Annotated in this window: 12 protein-coding genes; 1 reads left to right on the top strand and 11 read right to left on the bottom strand. The window is 40.8% G+C overall.

The genetic code is table 11. The features are described 5' to 3' along the window. Positions 1 to 141: 141 nt before the first annotated feature. Genes WG989_RS10580 through WG989_RS10560 form a run of 5 tightly spaced genes read right to left on the bottom strand, consistent with a single transcriptional unit; the run spans position 142 to position 8,834 of the window. Entirely contained in the window at positions 142 to 1,146 is a 1,005-nt protein-coding gene (locus WG989_RS10580) for a family 16 glycosylhydrolase (RefSeq protein ID WP_340429308.1), read from the bottom strand. Between the two features lie 23 nt (positions 1,147 to 1,169). Further along, the gene (locus WG989_RS10575) at positions 1,170 to 2,066 is read right to left on the bottom strand and encodes a PKD domain-containing protein (protein ID WP_340429306.1); all 897 of its coding nucleotides are present in this window, start codon (positions 2,064 to 2,066) and stop codon (positions 1,170 to 1,172) included. Positions 2,067 to 2,084: 18 nt separating this feature from the next. Further along, complete coding sequence (locus tag WG989_RS10570) at positions 2,085 to 4,154, bottom strand: PKD domain-containing protein (protein WP_340429305.1); 2,070 nt, start codon at positions 4,152 to 4,154, stop codon at positions 2,085 to 2,087. A gap of 27 nt (positions 4,155 to 4,181) precedes the next feature. Beyond that, a complete protein-coding gene (locus WG989_RS10565; protein ID WP_340429303.1) occupies positions 4,182 to 5,693 on the bottom strand; it encodes a RagB/SusD family nutrient uptake outer membrane protein in 1,512 nt (503 codons plus the stop codon). A 24-nt stretch (positions 5,694 to 5,717) separates the two neighbouring features. Continuing rightward, a complete protein-coding gene (locus tag WG989_RS10560; protein WP_340429302.1) occupies positions 5,718 to 8,834 on the bottom strand; it encodes a SusC/RagA family TonB-linked outer membrane protein in 3,117 nt (1,038 codons plus the stop codon). 202 nt (positions 8,835 to 9,036) lie between these two features. Between WG989_RS10560 and WG989_RS10555 the strand changes: the two genes are divergently transcribed. After that, positions 9,037 to 11,931: a ligand-binding sensor domain-containing protein gene (locus tag WG989_RS10555; RefSeq protein ID WP_340429301.1), complete on the top strand. Its 2,895-nt coding sequence runs from the start codon at positions 9,037 to 9,039 to the stop codon at positions 11,929 to 11,931. 2 nt (positions 11,932 to 11,933) lie between these two features. Here WG989_RS10555 and WG989_RS10550 read toward each other — a convergent pair whose 3' ends face one another. The 6 genes from WG989_RS10550 to WG989_RS10525 form a co-directional block, all read right to left on the bottom strand. Then, positions 11,934 to 13,094 carry a hypothetical protein gene (locus tag WG989_RS10550; RefSeq protein WP_340429300.1) on the bottom strand — a complete coding sequence of 387 codons (1,161 nt, stop codon included), beginning with the start codon at positions 13,092 to 13,094 and terminating at the stop codon, positions 11,934 to 11,936. A gap of 1 nt (position 13,095) precedes the next feature. Next, a complete protein-coding gene (locus tag WG989_RS10545; RefSeq protein WP_340429299.1) occupies positions 13,096 to 14,118 on the bottom strand; it encodes a phosphodiester glycosidase family protein in 1,023 nt (340 codons plus the stop codon). Positions 14,119 to 14,124: 6 nt separating this feature from the next. Continuing rightward, entirely contained in the window at positions 14,125 to 15,219 is a 1,095-nt protein-coding gene (locus WG989_RS10540) for a glycoside hydrolase family 10-like protein (protein ID WP_340429298.1), read from the bottom strand. Positions 15,220 to 15,301: 82 nt separating this feature from the next. Then, positions 15,302 to 16,234: a DUF4434 domain-containing protein gene (locus tag WG989_RS10535; protein WP_340429297.1), complete on the bottom strand. Its 933-nt coding sequence runs from the start codon at positions 16,232 to 16,234 to the stop codon at positions 15,302 to 15,304. A 1-nt stretch (position 16,235) separates the two neighbouring features. After that, the gene (locus WG989_RS10530; RefSeq protein ID WP_340429296.1) at positions 16,236 to 16,913 is read right to left on the bottom strand and encodes a GDSL-type esterase/lipase family protein; all 678 of its coding nucleotides are present in this window, start codon (positions 16,911 to 16,913) and stop codon (positions 16,236 to 16,238) included. Positions 16,914 to 16,923: 10 nt separating this feature from the next. Further along, positions 16,924 to 18,219 carry an MFS transporter gene (locus WG989_RS10525; protein WP_340429294.1) on the bottom strand — a complete coding sequence of 432 codons (1,296 nt, stop codon included), beginning with the start codon at positions 18,217 to 18,219 and terminating at the stop codon, positions 16,924 to 16,926. Between the last annotated feature and the right edge of the window lie 43 nt (positions 18,220 to 18,262).

Raw genomic sequence — 18,262 nt, 5'->3', positions numbered from 1 at the left:
ATGTTTTGAACGAATGAACGATGTTGTTTTAAGGAATCAAAAAGCAGAAAGTGAAAGATATTCAGTTAAACAAAAAAATATGATTCACTTTGCTATTGATTATAAGAATAACTGCTGTATAAAAATTGATGGTACGGTTTCTTATAATGACACCCGCACATAATCTACTTCCATGGTTGCATTGGTAACGGCAGGATCAACTGCTCCGCCAAAAGTTCCGCCCATTGCAACATTCAGGATCAGAAAAAACTCATGGTTAAATGGAATGGCAGCTGAATTCGCAACTGTGTGAATGATTTGACCATCCACATAAATTTTAATTGATGCTGCCGTCCACTCTAATTTATAAATATGAAACTCAGTTGATGCATTGCTGATCACTTTTGTATTTCCATCAGCATTGCCACCCGAACGACCGGGATAATGCAATGTTCCATAGATGCGATTCAGATCATTGCCCTTGTGTTCCATAATATCAATTTCACCGCATGCAGGCCAACCGGCTGTGCTGATGTTGTTGCCCAACATCCAGATAGCGGGCCATGTGCCGCCACCTGCAGGAAGCTTGGCACGCACTTCAACTGTTCCATACTTAAATGAAAACTTTCCTCGTGAAAGCATTCTTGTTGATGTGTATGGACTGCCGCTGAAATTTTCTTTGATGAGATTGATCTTCAACACACCATTCTGCACAATTACATTCTCCGGACGACTGGTATAATACTGCAACTCATTGTTGCCCCAACCACCAGCACCAAGATCGTATCCCCATTTTGCAGGATCGGGTGCGCCGTTGGTATTAAACTCATCGCTCCAAACTAATGATGTAGAAACAATCACCGTTACTTCAATCGACTTTGTAGTTGATTTTCCCGTTGCACTTTTTGCAACTACGGTAACTGTGTAATTACCTGTTGCCGCATACTTATACGTTACCGCACCTGATGGCACATTCTGAAATGCACCATTGCCAAAACCATATTCAAACGTTGCAGCATTAGTGGCAGTGGCTGTAAAATTTACGTTACCACTGTTATCAGGATTTACTACAGCCGTAAGTGTAAGATTAGTGGGCGCAGTATCCGTTGTACCCGGGCTGCCTTTTTTCTTGCAGGAAGAAAAAGACAGCACGGATAATAACAGCATGAAAAATGATGAATACTTCATTTTTATTTCACTTTTAATTTCTGGTACCATGAATTACCATCACTTCCAATATTACGCAGGTGAAGAATACCATTTGTAATTGATAATATTTCATACGTTGTAGCACCTGTTCCAAAATTGATCAATCCATTACCCGGAACATCAAACTGAATTCTTGTAGAAATAGCGGGGGTAGACGCAGAAGTTGCATCCATGAAAACAAGCTTTCTACTTCCTGTTAAAGGAATATTCAAACAGGCATCACCACCACCAAATCCATAAAACGCAGTAGATGCACCAATTGAAAAGGATTGCCCTTTGTTATCAACAGTCATAAGAATATTATCAGTTGCATCTTTTGTAAACGTAATCTCATCATCGTAAACGCATGGATCCCGTTGGTTGGGAGTGGCTGCATAATAATTTGGAAAGAAAAAATCGGGAGCACCAACTCCAAAATGTCCGGGTTCATCTTTAGCGGTTACCCAAACTTTTGAAGTTCCACCTGTTAAACCGATAATAATTTCCTGCGGAATTACAAACTGTACAAATACTCTTATTTTTTTACTGATGGTAGATACAACACCGCCTGTACCAACGGCATTTACTGTAATAGTATAATCAGCCGTACCGGGATTATTGTACTTATAATTGATCGTACCACTCGGAACAGTTTGTGTTTTACCATCGCCAAAATCAATATTATACGTAATCGCATTCTTAGCTGTGGCTGTAATAACAACATTGCCTGTACCGTTTCCATTGGGATTGCTTGCATCAACACCTGCAACCGTTGCGGTGAGTGTAAGATCAGCAGGCGTTTTAAAATCGCCAAAGCTGTACTCCTTTTTTTCGCAGCCTGCAAGTAATGCAACAGCTGAGAACAAAACAAGTGAGAAAGATTTTATTTTCGTTATCATGATGTATGATTTATGAAATTAATTAAGCGAAATGTCATCAACGTAAAAAGTAAAGTTTGCAGAACCATCACCAACAATACCAAGGTCAAAAATCAAAACAATACTTTGGTAAGATCTGCCTGCATCAATGGCACTGAAATCAAATGTCATTTCCTCCCATGCATTTGCCACAGTTGTAAGTTTTCGGAGTTCAAATGCCGCACCACCCGGTCCTTCTACCTTCAAAAGAACATCTGCACCAACTCGTGGCGAATACACTTTCATTTTAAACGTTTTCTTCACAGAAAAATTGATCGGGTTTACAAGACCAATCAAACTACCTGCATATACTTCGCCTGCATTTTTGATCATTCTTGCAACTTTAGAACTTGGATTACCTGCATTTACAAATGGATTATCAATTACTGCAAGGTTACCACCTGCGAAATCGGTAATATTATAACCAAACGTAGTTGATTGGAAATCGAGTGGCAATGCAACATAGTTTGGAGTTACGTTTGTTGGAAGGAAATTTACATCATCCCAATAAAAAACCTTTCCATCACCATCTACATTAAAATTAAAAAATACACTCGCCATATCGTAATTGTAAGAAAGATTCAATGCCGCAGTACCTGCTGATTGATTTGCAAAGTCAAACACCAATGTTTCCCATGTATCCGCTGCTGTGGTCATGGCTTCTGTTTCAACTGATCTGGTATTATTTGTATGATCTTCTACTTTCAAACGAACACGGATACCTGCTGCAGGAGAATACACTCTGATACTCATTTGTGTTTCTGTTGCAGTGAAAGGAATTTCCGAAGTAAAATAAGCGCCAATGGTTGTGCCTGCCCATGAGGCAGCTCCTGTTGGCTTAGTGGTCTTCTTTACTTTATTAGCAGCATTTGCAGGATCAACATCATTTACTGTTGTTGCACCACCAAAATCTGTAACTGAATAATTAACACCCGGAAGATCAAAAGTTACCGGAAGGGCTAATGGAACAGTAGGAATTTGGTTTGTTAAACGGATGTCATCAAACAGGAATGTAAAGTTTGCTGAACCATCGCCGGGTGTTCCCAAATCAAAAATGAGTACAACTTTTTGGTAAGAGTTGGCGGTATTGATCGCATTGTAATCAAACACGAGATCTTCCCATGTGTTGGCAACCGTAGTGCTCACTTCCTTTTCAAAAAAGATACCACCATCCGTTGCGTTCTCTACTTTCAATAACACCTTAGCACCCACTCTTGGTGAATACACTTTCATGCGGAACACTTTGTTCGCAGAGAAATCAATTGGTGCGCCTAATGTAATTACACTACCACCCCATACTTCAGGAGCATTTTTCACCATACGTCCAACTCTGTTGGTTGTATTGATACCTGTTTTGTTAGGATTATCGATCACTGTTACTACACCGCCACCAAAGTTACCCCAGTTAAATACTAACGTAGACGATTCAAATGTTAATGGTAACAACACCGGATCAACGATCGTAATCGTTTTTGTAAATTCAGTAGTAGCTGCGCCGCCGCTTAATGCTACAACACGTACGGTATATGTGCCAACAGCAGCGTATGTATGGCTGATGGTTTCACCTTCCATAAATGAAACAGGTACTTCATTTGGCACATCACCAAAATACACCCTGAACATTGTTTCGTACAAAGCAGAGGCCGTAACATTCACTTTGAAATTATTGGCTACATCCAGATCGGCAGTTACCTGCAGATTTTCAGGTGCACGGAACGAAACAGTTAACTGCTGTGTTGCTTCTGTTGTTTTACCGGTGATATTGTAGGCAACCAATTTTACATTGTAAACACCTTCAGCATATTTATGTGTGGTGCTTTTACCTGCCTGTACTTTTACAAACGTAGTACCGCCATCTCCATAATATACATCATAGGAAACAGCTCCTTCGCCATTGGGTGTTATGGTAACATTACCGGTATTGTCTTGTGTAATTTCAAACAGTGCAGATACCTTTCCGGCATTAACAGCACTGTTGAGAAACGACAAATCATCATTCAACTCCTGCTTACATCCCGTAATAACAAGGAGGAGCAGAATAAATGGAAAAATATTTTTTATATGACTCATGATCTTCAGTTTTTTAATGTGTTGGAATTAATATCCGCTGTTTTGACTTAAGCCTGAAATAGTAACTTCCTGTTGAGGGATCGGAAACACTTCATGTTTGCCTGCCTGAAAACCGGTGATCTTTGTGGGTGCCTGTCCTGTACGAACAAGATCAAAAAAGCGATCGCCTTCCATACCCAACTCCAATCTGCGTTCGTCCCAGATAGCCTGGCGCAATGCAGTACCGGTTGCAGTAATATCATGCAGGTTGTCACCAAATGCACGTTGACGTACACGGTTCAAATAGGTTTGTGCTTTTGTATCATTTGGCGTTGAAGAACGGTTAAATGCTTCTGCTGCCAGTAACAATACTTCTGCAAAACGTATGATGCGGAAATTATTGGTATAGTTTAATTCCAACTGACCACTTGTTTCACCTTTACGTGGCAAATATTTCTGGTTGTATAACCCTGTGTTCTTGTATGGTGCAACCTGGTAAGTAATATTCAATGCAGGGTTTGCAGTTTTATATGCTTCAATATCCAATACTGTTACAGCTTTGCGTTTATCGCCTGCTGTATATGCATTAGCAAGATTTTGTGTTGGAAGATTTGTACTCCAGCCGGCTGCATACGGCATTGCACCCGTACCATTCAATCCTCTTACACCACATTGCTGAACTGCATAATTGCCTTGACCTCTGTTATAACCAGCCCAATTGTAATAAGGTGAAGTATTGGAATACTGAATTTCAAATACACTTTCAGGACCATTCTCGCCAGTAAACAAATACATCGATGCAAAATCAGTTACCAATGAAAATGCATTGGCAGTAATAATGCTTTCAAGAATAGGTGCTGCTGCATCAAATTTACCCTGATAGATCAACACTTTACCCATCAATGCCTGTGCGGCATATTTTGTAATCCGTCCTTTTTGTTGTTGCACTGCAGGCAAAGCAGCAATGGCAGCGGTGAGATCTTTCTCAATTTGCGCATACACTTCTGCTTTGGGTGAACGCTGTAGTGTTTTGCTGTCGGTGAGGCCTAAACGTCTGTCAACAAACAACGGCACATCGCCAAACATTTTCACCAGTGTGAAGTAGTAATAAGCACGAATAAAATACACTTCACCATACAATGCATCCTTGCCTGCAAAATCAACTGTTCCGCCGGCTGGATTTTTGTCTTTGTATTGTGTCATGTAATTGGCACGGTTCACACCTTCGTATGCCGATGACCATATTTCTGTTAAAGCTGAATTTACGGGCGTATGCGAATAATCATCGATCTGTTGCAGCGCCAATACATCCGATGCATTTTCGCCACCGCTCACGGCATTGTCTGATGCGATATCGCCAATTGGTACAACCTGGTTGATCCATTGCAGCGGAGTGTACACACTCACGGCCATAGTGCGGTAATCAGATTCTGATGCCAGGTAATCCAGTTCTGTAATTCTGAAATCTTCACGTGGATTGTAATCAACCCACTTTTTACAGGAGGCTAACAAAAGCGTCAGCAGAAACAGGCTTGCTATATTTATCGTTATCTTCTTCATTGTTATAATTGTTTTGATGGAAGATTATAGTTTGATGTCGAGACCAAAAGAAAAGGTTCTGGCCTGCGGATAAGCACCACGATCAACACCGGTATCAAGAATACCACCAGCGATCTCCGGATCAAATCCTGTATATTTTGTGAACGTAAATGCATTCCTTACCTGCACGTATAAACGCAGACTTTTGAATGCTTTCTTTCCAACGGTTGCAGGTAATGTGTAACCAAGCTGCAGGTTCTTGATCTTTACAAACGAACCATCTTCCACATATCTTTCAGATACACGGATATTGCTGTTAGCATCTGTAAACGAGTAGCGTGGTGTACGTGCATCGTTCGTAGTGCCTGCACCTGTCCAGCGGCCTAACACATCTCTGAATTTGTTAGAGAAGTTAGCGTTGCGCTCGTATGCTCTGTAAATATCATTTCCAACAGACGCATAGGTGAACATGTTGAAGTCGAAATTTTTATACTCGAGACCGAGGTTCCAACCCAATGTAAAATCAGGGAAAGGATCACCGATCTTGGTTTGGTCATCTGCATTAATAATACCATCACCATTAACATCCACATAACGGATATCACCGGGTTGTGCACCATTTTGTACTGGAGCCTTTGAAATTTCATCAAATGTCTGGAACAAACCATTTGTTTTGTAACCATAGAAATAACCAGGTGTAAATCCTTTTTCAAAAACAGTTACGCTTTGTGATTGGCCGTTGAAATAGTAACCGCCAAGGATCTTTGCAGTACCATCGCTGTTTGTTTCCGTTACTTCATTTTTCGCTGTTGTAAATGCGAACGATGTATTTAAACGGAAATCTTTCCCTATAACTTCTGTATAGCTCAATGTTAAGTCAACACCTCTGCTTGATGTAGAACCGATATTGGCTGTTGGAATAGGAACTGTACCGAGATAGAACGAAGCAGAAGGTGTAAATAACAAACCATCTACATTCTTCTGGAAATAGTCAGCTGATAAAGAGAATTTCTTTTTAAAGAATGTCATATCAAATCCAACATTCATTTGCAACTGCTTTTCCCAACGCAATGCGTTGTTAGCAGCAGAACCTACTGTTGAACCCGGATAAAAAACATCGTTGAACGTATAACCGTTACTGTTAGCAGTTGGGCCATAGCTTGGTCCACCGGTAACAATACCTACAAACTGAGGGCTTACATTTTCGTTACCAATTGAACCATAGCTTCCTCTGATCTTCAGGTAATCAATAAAATTTGAATTGAAAAAATCTTCACTGGAAACTACCCAACCCAATGAACCGGATAAGAAGTTAGCAAACTTATTATCTGAACCAAATGCATACGAACCATCACGACGTGCGGTGAATGATGCAAGGTATTTACTTTGGTAATCGTAGTTAACACGACCAAAGTAAGAAAGGTTACGACGGAAGTATTGATAATAGTAACCGGCTACAGCGTTTGAATTGGTTGCGGTATTGTTTCCGGTTGCTGCTGTAAAATCAGCAAACTCCCATGAGTTGAACGGAACATCCTGGCGACTTGCACCTGCTGCATTACCCGAAGTTTTTGCAACCGATACACCCGCTACTGTTTCAAAATTATGATCGTTGGCTACTGTAAAATTATAGTTACCAAATGTTTCCCATGTATAGTTGAAGTTGCTGGTTTTTTCGTGTGATACACTGTTGAAACGACCTGCAATTTGATTACCTGCTGCATCCATTGAATTTTCAACATTCAGCGGACCATAGAATACAAGTGGTGTAAAACTCTTTGCGTTACCATCGTATTTGGTATAACCAAAACGGGAAGTAAGTGTAAGATTTTTGATCACCTCGTATTGCAATTCAAACTTACCATAGAGTTTGTTCCCTACATTCTTATTATAGGTATTCTCCAGTTTTGTAAGCGGGTTGAATATTTCTGATAACAACAAGTTACTGTATCCGTATTTACCAACGGAGTTCGGATCTGTATTTAAAACAGATACGGTAGGATCAAAATTCAACGCACTACCCAATACACTGTTGAATGAGTTTTCCTGAATACCTCTTGAATCAAGTAACACTCCTGTTGTATTGAGAATGAATTTGAGTTTTGATGTAAGATTGAAACTCAGGTTGGCAGTAAGGTTACCACGGTTAAATCTTGATTTATCGTTACCACCTACAATACCACCTTGATTGGTATATCCACCCGAAAGGAAGAACGACATTTTATCGCTACCGCCACGGGCAGAAACTGAATGTGTTTGAAACGTTGCGTTTTTAAATACCTGATCCTGCCAATTGGTACCAACGCCAACAGTACTCAGGTCAGGAAAAATAAGGTTGCCACCTGCGGTAACACTTCCTTCATTAACCATAGCTGCGTATTCGGTGGCATTTAATACACCAATTTTATTCATTACCTGCTGCACACCATAGTTGGTACTGAAGCTGATCTCCGTTTTTTGGTTTTTGCGGCCCGATTTTGTTGTAACCACAATTACACCGTTACCACCTTTCACACCATAAATAGCGGTAGTGGCAGCATCTTTTAAAACGTTGATCGATTCAATATCAACCGGGTTGATGGAGTTGAAATCGGTTAATGTTTGCGGTACACCATCAATAATTACTACGGGGTCAGTACCGGAGAACGAAGGAATACCACGGATGAGTACCGTTGGTTTTGAACCGGGTGAACCACTTTGGATCACGTTTACACCGGAGGCCCTTCCCTGCAAAGCTTCTTCCGTACGAACGGGTTTCAGCTTTTCAATGTCGGCGGCCTTAATGGTTGAAATGGCACCGGATACTTTGGTTACCCGTTGGGTACCGTACCCTACTACAATCACTTCACCCAGATCAGCGCTACCGCTTTCTTCCAGTTGGATGTCGGCAGTTGCACCGGTAACGGTGTAGCGGTAAGTTGTCATTCCAATATAGGAGACTACCAGCACCGATCCTCTGGATGCCTGAATGGCGAAACGGCCACTGGCATCGGTGAGTGTGGAAGTGGCTGTGCCTTCCACCAGAATAGTGGCACCCACAAGGGCTTCACCGTTTCCTTTGTTTGTTACGCTTCCGGTTACAGAAAGATTCTGTGCGAAAGCAGGCTGTAGAAAAGTGCCGAGGAGAATTACAAGACACAGAATTGTGTTCTTACATTTCATAAAGCAATCGTTTTAGTTAATTAATATAATCGAAGGGAATTGAGAACTTAAAACTACACTACTCCACTACAGATAAGAAATAATCAGCCCCATCATTACTACATCAATAAATTCAATATATTGATTATCAATAGCTTTACACTACATCATTACTACATCAAAAGAAAAATGTTACTTTCACTTTCTAATTGCATTGCCTGCGATGAAGAAATTGCTGCTATTTTTTTGCCTTCCGTTGTACCTCTTGGGTCAAAACAGTATTGGTTTGCCCGATGTGATCAATTATTCCAAACAATCTTATGCGGCGGGCTTGCAAAGTTGGGACATTAAGCAGGATGCAAACGGCATCATCTATGTAGCCAATAATGAAGGGCTGTTAAGTTTTGATGGCCGCTTCTGGACCCTTTACCCACTCCCGAACCGAACCATTGTACGCTCTGTTGAAATAGGTCCCGATAATAAAATATATGTGGGCGGCCAGGATGAGCTGGGTTATTTCTCTCCCGCATCCAATGGCCGTTTAACCTATCATCCCTTAAATGCGGCCATTCCGTCAAAAGATCAATCCTTTGGTGATGTATGGGATATTGTGGCCTATAAAAAAGATATTTTTTTCCGCACAGCTAACCGGATCTTCAAATTCACGAATGGGGCTTTTGCCACCTTCCGTTCAATTCAGGAATGGTCGTACCTCGGCATTTGCAACGGAAAACTGTTTGCCCACGATTTTAAAGCCGGGCTCATGCAGTTTGAAAACAATGCAATGATCCCATTATCGGTTACAAGTACACTTCCTGCAGGCGATCCGGTAACTGCCATTTTACCCGGTGCAAAGGACAGCGTACTGATCACAACCTTAAAGAATGGGTTGTTCCTGCTGGCCTCCAATACTATTTCCAAAGTTGGATCACCCAATACAACCCGGTTTGAAAACGAACGGATCTATGCAGCTACTACTATTAATAAGGATTGGGTAGCACTTGCTACCAGCAGCGGCGGTGTGTATGTTACCGACTGGAAAGGAAACATCATCCAAAGCTTTTCAAAAACAGAAGGTCTGCAGAATAATAATGTGTTGAGCATTTTCTTAGACAATCAACAAAACCTTTGGCTTGGGCTTGATAATGGCATTGATTTTATTGCATACAACAGCGCCATCAAACACATCACTCCATTTCAACAGGATGGCTCCGGCTATGCTGCAATCATTTATAAAGATCGGTTGTTTACCGGCACCTCGAACGGATTGTTCAGTGTACCGCTGCAGCCAATGAAAGATCTCAGTTTCAGCAAAGGAATCTTTTCACCCGTTGCCAATACCAAAGGACAAACATGGGGATTGGCTGAGATCAATGACCAATTATTGCTTGGCCATCATGAAGGAGCGTTTGTGATCAATAACAATACTGCTGTACAATTTTCAAGCAACCCAGGCTTTTGGAACTTTGTGCCTTTATCAACTACGTTTCCTGCTTCGCAGATCATTGCAGGGAATTACCGTAGCCTGCAGTATTTTGATTTTAAGAATCAGCAATTCGTTCCAACTCGAGAGGTGCCCGACTTTATTGAATCGTCTCGTTTTGTAACCATCGATGAGAATGACCATATCTGGGTGTCGCATCCATATCATGGTGTCTACGAACTTGAACAAAAAAACAATGGATCGTTCAGCATTACAACTTATACCGATCAGCATGGACTTCCATCAATTTTAAACAATCATGTTTATAAAGTAAAGAACGAAATCGTTATTGCAACAGAGAAAGGCGTTTACTCATTCAATAAAGGCAGCAAAAAATTTGAGCCATCTGCTTTTTATAAAAACATACTTGGCGATCAAAGCATCCGCTATTTAAAAGAAGATGCCACAGGTAACATCTGGTTCATTCATGAAAAGACATTAGGCGTAATTGATCTGTCGGGAAAAGAGCCAACCGTTATTTATTTACCGGAGCTCAACAATAAAATGCTGAGTGGGTTTGAATTTATTTATCCGGTGAACGAGAACAATATCTTTCTTGGTGGTGAAAAAGGTTTCTTTCATATTAACTATGAAAAGTATAAAGCAACTGCTCCCAACCTGCAGGTACAAATCCGGGCAGTACGCATCATCAGCCAAGGCGACAGTTTATTGTTTGGTGGTTACTTTAAAAATGTAAATGAAAAACAAGTGCAGGATGCAGCGGCTGTTCCTTCTATAAAAAATAAATGGAGAACGATCCGTCTTGAATTTGCATCGCCGTTGTTTGGATTGCAACCCAATTTAGAATACAGCTACCGGCTTACCGGTTTTGAAAAAGAATGGAGTGAATGGACCAAACGTACAGAGAAAGAATACACCAATCTTCCGGCAGGCAATTATAGTTTCGAAGTAAAAGTGCGGAACAATCTTGGTAACGAATCGGCGCCTGCAGTGTATGCGTTTAAAATGCTTCCGCCCTGGTATCAAACAACATGGGCCTATATTATTTATGTACTACTGTTTGGAGCTGGTGTGTATTCACTCTTTAGCTGGCAACAGAAAAAGTTTGAACAGCAGCAGGCAAAGTATGAAGAGGAGCAAAAGCGTTTGCGTTATATTCATGAACTGGAGTTGAACAAAACAGAAAGCGAATTGGTAACGCTGCGCAATGAAAAACTGGAAGTGGAGATCAACTTTAAAAACTCCGAGTTGGCATCATCTGCCATGCATCTTGTAAAAAAAGGTGAGCTGCTTACAAAGATCAAGGCAGAATTGGCGCATGTAATGAAAGTATCGGACAATCCGCAAGCCATCAGTGAATTGAAAAAGATGATGAAATCGTTAGGCGAAGATGACAACATGGATAAAGAGTGGGAAAACTTCACCAAACACTTTGATAAAGTACATAGCGATTTTATTGTAAGCTTAAAAGAAACACATCCTTCGATTACCAACAACGAGATAAAACTTTGTGCTTACCTGCGTATGAATTTAAGCACCAAAGAAATTGCCCAGCTGATGAATATATCGGTACGTGGTGTAGAGATCAGCCGTTACAGGTTGCGAAAAAAATTAGGCATTGGTACCGAAACAAACCTGTTTGATTATTTGATACAGTTGCATAAAGAAGATTAGGCTCAAAGATCATTTACATCTGCAACAATTAAATAACGTGGCGGTTGCTCCAACTGCATCACAACTGAAATCCACTCTGCCTGCGAACTATACATACGTTCTCCTTTTTCATTCCATAGCTCCGGACTGCATAAGCAACCCAACGATGGGGTATTGGGATAATACGTTTTGCTTTTATAAAAAGCAGGATCAATGGTTGTACCGTGTGCAATAATTTCTGTACGACCGAGCTTGCCTGCTGTGAAACTTTCCCACAACGAGTTGTATTGATTCAATGATGTGCCTAATAATTTTTCGTAAACCGTTTGATAAATTGTGTCTTTCTCAAAAAAAGGCAGTTTGGCTTTTTCAAATGGCAAACACATTTGCAGATTGGTGGTTGGTCCGATCCAGTTATTATCCGACGTATCAAATCCGTTGATACGATACAACCCTTGAGGCGTATTGCCATTGGTTAAATAAAACGGAAGATTATTAATAGCACGTGCCAATTGTGGGAAACGAATTTCTTTTCCATTTTCATCCGTAAGCCAACGGCCATCTGCTGTGCGTATCATCAGGTAGCCGGGTTTATTTCGGTCGGTTGATTGAAAGCTGCATAACACCGTTTGTCCATTGAGAAAAGAACTATCCAGAAACAAACTCTTTGCAGGAAGTGATTGCGATGATTTATTTCGCACATAGTTGTAAGCTGGAAAATAAACCGACTTTACAAATGCGTCGTCTTTATGTACATCCACCAACACGTTTGATGCAGCAAGGTATTCCAGCGCCATTGCTTTTACTTTATCGGAGCGCAGTTTTTGCCATACCGCTTTTACTTCTTCATTGAACTCACCGGGATAAAGCGTGTACAGCATTTCAAAAAAAGAACGTTGAAAACCGGGGCCAAAGTTTGGCAGTTCGCTGATCTGTTTTGGAATGATGGATGTGTAAACGTTGGGCTTGTACAACATCAACTCCATTGCCCAATATGCGCCCATCCAGTTATCATAGGTATCATTGTTCAAAGGAAGCTGTACCGTTCGTTCAACTTGCTGTTGCAGTTGTAATGAAACTGAGTCACGACATTGATTTGATGCAAAGAAGAAACCTGTGTTTGCCATTTGTGCAAACACAAATTGGCAACAACATAAACTCAATACAAAAACAATTTGCTTCATTTTATTTGCGCTTGATCAAAACTGCACTTGTTACTGCACGCTCTGTTCCATCACCCGGACGTACTGTAAGCTGGTTACCGATCACCAGTGAAGCGGAACCGCCACCATCCAAATTTACAGCATCTGTACAACTGAGATCCTTCAACAGATTCGCCAGTTCATTCAAATTTAAACCGGCATAACCTCCTGTTGTATTATCGCCTTCAATGGCGAGCAACAACACAATTCCGTTTGCATTATAACCAATGGCTGAGCGTGGACGTGAAGTTGTATTGTTAATGCTGATGAGTTCCTGCACATCGGTGATAGATACATTGCCTGCTTTTAATAACATGGGCGAACCACCAATTGCACTTACTGTATTCCATGAAGTTCCTCCAGTTGGAAAATTTTCATCAGGTACAGGCTGTGGTGCCGACCCTTCTGCATTTGGACTCACGGTTGGATAACTGTACACATTATTATTTCCGCTTCCAATACTATACACCCATGCAACAGATGGCACGCCTGCAGTTGTAACACCAAACGCAGCACGTGTTGGATAATACGGAGTTGATACGTTGTTGTATGTACGGTTCAACACTTTGATGTTGGCTGATGAAACGGTATTGTTGTACTTTACTAAACTGAAAGATTGATTGCCTCCAAAAAATCCACCGTTGATGCAGGCATACACAATACCTGTTTCCTGTGTATAAAACTCACTTGGCTTTTTTGCTGTGGCCGACATAACAGGTTTGAATTCGAATTGTGTATTCTTACTGTCGTATGCTACACAAAACGCTTTTACTTTTTTGCCACTGTATAAACTATCAAATGTAAATACCTGAATACCGGTTGGAAAATTGGAAGCAAGTGTTGTTGATAGCTTCCAACCTTGTGGCAAACTGATCAATGGCGTAACAGGAACAACTACCGGTGGATTCACCGGCCCGCCTGTATTACCACCCGGACTTGATTTCTTTGAACAAGAAAAAACAATAACAGTCAACAGCAGTAACGCCGTTGTTTTTAAACGCATCATCATCAACTATTTTTTGGTTGAATAAAAAGAACCTTTCAATCGATTCAATGTTTCGAAGTAAAAAAACACTTCGCCATTGTAACCGTGTTTCCGGTTTAGTTCAATCATTTGATCGGTTAACTCACGTGTTGATTGATAACCATCGCCCAATGATGTAAGGATGCCCGGAAAAACTCTGTGCTTTAATTCAGCAGGAACCTGTGTATCTAATTCTTTCAATACATTTTCATATGCATCGAGTTTATAACGGTAGAGTTGCGGAATAATATAATCAGCATAACCTTCTTTCAACCACTTGGGCCAATCCTGCAAGTATTGTTCTTTACTCCAGGGATAAATACTTGGCGCCCATGTTACCAAACAGTTTGGCTTGATCTTCTTTACATCTTCATATAATGTTTTGCCAAACAAACTCAACTGATCGGCTTTCCACTGCAGCCATTTTTCTTCTTTTGCATTTTGTGGTGGTACGGCACCGCTATGTTGGGCAGCATATAATTTCAATGTAGCTGCATCGTATCCACCTTCGCCGGGCATGGCTGGCATACGATCATCGCCCTGTATACCATCCACATCATAATTCTTTACAAACTCCGCTACTAACTTTCGCATGAACTGTTGCACCTCCGGATTAATAGCACTCCACCAATAGAATCCGTTTTTTTGCAGCAGATTTCCCTTACTGTCTCTTCCTGCCCATTGCGGATATTTTTGTAACCATAATGCTGTACTGTCTTTATACGAATACGAAAATCCAAATTCAAACCACGCATGCACTTTTAATCCTGCTTTATGTCCTTCTTCAATCATTTCTTTAATGGGGTCACGACCATTAAACTTCGGATCTTGTTTAATACCGATGTATTCATTCACCACATCACTGGGATACATGGTCATACCTCTGTTCCAAACAACAACGAAAATATTATTGAGGCCATTTTGCTTACAGAGTGCTACGGTTTCTTTTACTTTTTCTCTTGATGACAAAGCCTGGCTTGCTACATTGGTGATCCATGTACCACGAATGGGCTCTTCTGATTTTTTTTGTGCACAGGCCGTGAGAAAGTAGAACGTAAAAAGTAAAAAAGTAATCTGCTTCATTTGTTTGTTGTTTGATGATAGCCTGTCGGTCACCTTATCATTCCACAGTCTCAGGACTGGTAGATGACCGACTGCAGATGAGTTAAAAAGTTGACTTGTATTCTAAATAACGGTTGTATAAATGATGCGCCTGAATGTAGGCCGATTGCGGGCTCATAAAATGTGAAAACTCAAACGTGATGGCTTTATCATAGCCTGCACGCCTTGCTGCATCTAACTTTAATTTCAGTTTTTCAAACTTGATGGGCAAAAACTTAATGGGCATATCACGGTCAAATGTTTCAGCATTGGTCCAGCATTGCATACCATGTTTGTCAGCTAATTTTTTATTGATGCGAAAAAAATCTTCCAGCTCACTGTAGTCAATATGTCCATCCTGGAAAGCCACTGCATCAACGGCACCTTTGATGCCATCAAAAATTTCATTCCACTCCTTTTCATGTTCTTCTAATGAAACAGCATCTTCTTTTGTAATGGAACTGCTTGCAGCCATCACCGCTTTCTTACCATCGATCCATGGAGAAATAAACGTGGGCAATCCTCCACTCACCTGCTTGCATTGTAAACCCAATGTGCGGAAAGCTTCCGTTGCACCTTTTGTTTTACGACTGATCTCCATACTTAAATACCAACCTTTAAACGATGGATGATGACCATACTTCTTCCACACTTCATCGATCACAAATTTGTTATCATCAATTTCATGTGTAAGATCTCCGGTATCCCAATAAATTCCGCTGTCGTACAAACCAAAATAGAATTGCATGTTGTATTTATCTGCCAAGGTTAAATACAATCCCACCAGATCAACAGGGGGCGCAAAGCAACCATGTTTCTGTATCAGATAACTTGACGGATAAGTAAGAAACCGACGGTAACCGCTGCGAATAAGAATAACGGTATCAATACCCGCTGCTTTCATATGCTGAAAATCTTTTTCCCATTCAGCAGCTCCCCAGTTTTGGTGGGGAATATCATGGCTAATCTCGTCGATAAATGTTCCTGTTATAAGCATCTTACTTGAGATATTTTCCGTTGATCAATAGTTGTTTCCAATGGCGATATCCTTCACCTGTTAAATGCAAGCCATCGTTGGTAAATCTTTCATTGAGTTTACCATCCGTATTTAAAAATGCATCGTACAGATTGATGTAGGTGATCTTCTTTTCAACACAAAGCTTTTTCAATCCTTCGTTCACCCTTAACACATATTCTGTTTTATTCTGATGATTTTTAAACTGTGTAAAACTGTTATTGGTGGGTAATAAACTCTGTATGTAAAGTTTGGTGAAAGGTGATTGCAGTTGAATACTGTCAACGATCTTACTATAATTACGAAGAATCACTTCATCAGGAACTCCTCTTGCGATGTCATTGATACCAATCAGCAAAAAGACCTTCCGGGGTTTTCGCTTCACTACTTCATATAACCTGTTCAGCACACCAAACGTATTATCAGAACTGATGCCACGGTTCATTGTATTGTATTCCGGAAATAATTCGCTCCATTCACCACCATCTGTAATACTATCACCCAACCAAACAATTACGTTCTTAGGTGTAGGCATCTGTTCAAACATACTCAGCTTCTGATCGTAATAATAGAAGCGAAAAGACGAATCATAAGTTGCCTGTGCTTTCAGTAATTGAAAACATACAACAAACAACAACATCCATAAACTTCGTTTGTGCATTATCTTGTAATTAAGTTGTCACTTGTTCTGCTTTCGTTTCCTCTTCAAATTTCTGCAACGGCACCAGCCATGTAACAAGAAAAGCCGGTATGGTTGAAACTAATACCCAGATGAAAAATTCTTTATAACCCAGCCAGTCGCTCACATAACCACTCACCATTGAAGGGAGTAAAAAACCAAGACTCATCAAGCCACTGCCAAATGCATAATGCGCCATTTTGTATTTGCCGGGAGCAATCTGCTGCATGATGAATAAAATCAATCCAACAAAACCAAACCCATATCCAAAATACTCAATGGCAACAGCCGAACCGATGATGTACACATTCACCGGCAGTGTAATGGCGAGATAAGCATAGGCAGCAAATGGTATATTAAAAAAAGCGCAAAGGATCAGCAATGTGCGGCGTGTTAAACCTTTGTTCGATACAAAATAACCGGCCGCTATGGAACCTAACACAAATGCAATGGCACCAAACACACCATATAATACACCTACCTGCGATGTTGATAATCCTAATCCACCATCGGCTCGTGCTGCTTTAAAAAACAATGGCGTGATCTTAATAGCTTGTCCCTCTGCAAAACGATACAGCACAATAAAACATAAGCTGTACCAAATATTTTTCTTTTGAAAAAATGTAATGATCACATCTTTCAACGTAGCAAATCCTTCTTTTACAGAATGCACTTCAGCCGACTTGCCTCCCTGCGGCAACATCGCTTTGTTATAAATGCCAAGGAGGATCATCACAACAGCATACATCAGCAATACTACCGTCCATGCATTAACAACGCCATTTGATTTTTCTAATTCGCCTGCGAGATAAACCAATAAGCCACCTGAAAATACTTTGGCAATATTATAGAACGCACCTTGCCAGCCAACATACTGTGCCTGCACTTTTGGTGTAAGTTCATTTAAATAAACACCATCGGCAGCCGTATCATGCGTTGATCCGCTGATGGCGATGATGAAAAAAACGGTGATCGAAATGCTGAAAAAATAATCGGCATGTAACGATAAGGCAGCGAGGCCAAACAATGCACCAGTGGTGATCTGTGTTGAATACACAAAAAACTTCTTTGTTTTAAACATCTCCAGGAAAGGCCCCCAAAGTGGTTTGATGGTCCATGGCAACATGATGAGCGAGGTCCAGAAAGCGATCTTGCCATCGGAAATGCCCATATTCTTATACATGATCGATGTAGCAGTAGCCAGCGCAACAAAAGGTAAACCCATTGCAAACCAGGTACTTGGAATCCATGTGGCGGGGTGGCGTTGCTTGGTTGTTTGTTGCGGCACAATCGGTTGGTTTAGTACAGCCTCATCAGCAGAAAGGCTTAAT

Origin of the sequence: Lacibacter sp. H407, assembly GCF_037892605.1 — a bacterium.
Classification (GTDB): domain Bacteria; phylum Bacteroidota; class Bacteroidia; order Chitinophagales; family Chitinophagaceae; genus Lacibacter.
The sequence above is the reverse complement of the archived record's forward strand: the minus strand, read 5'-3'. Positions and strand labels throughout refer to the sequence as shown.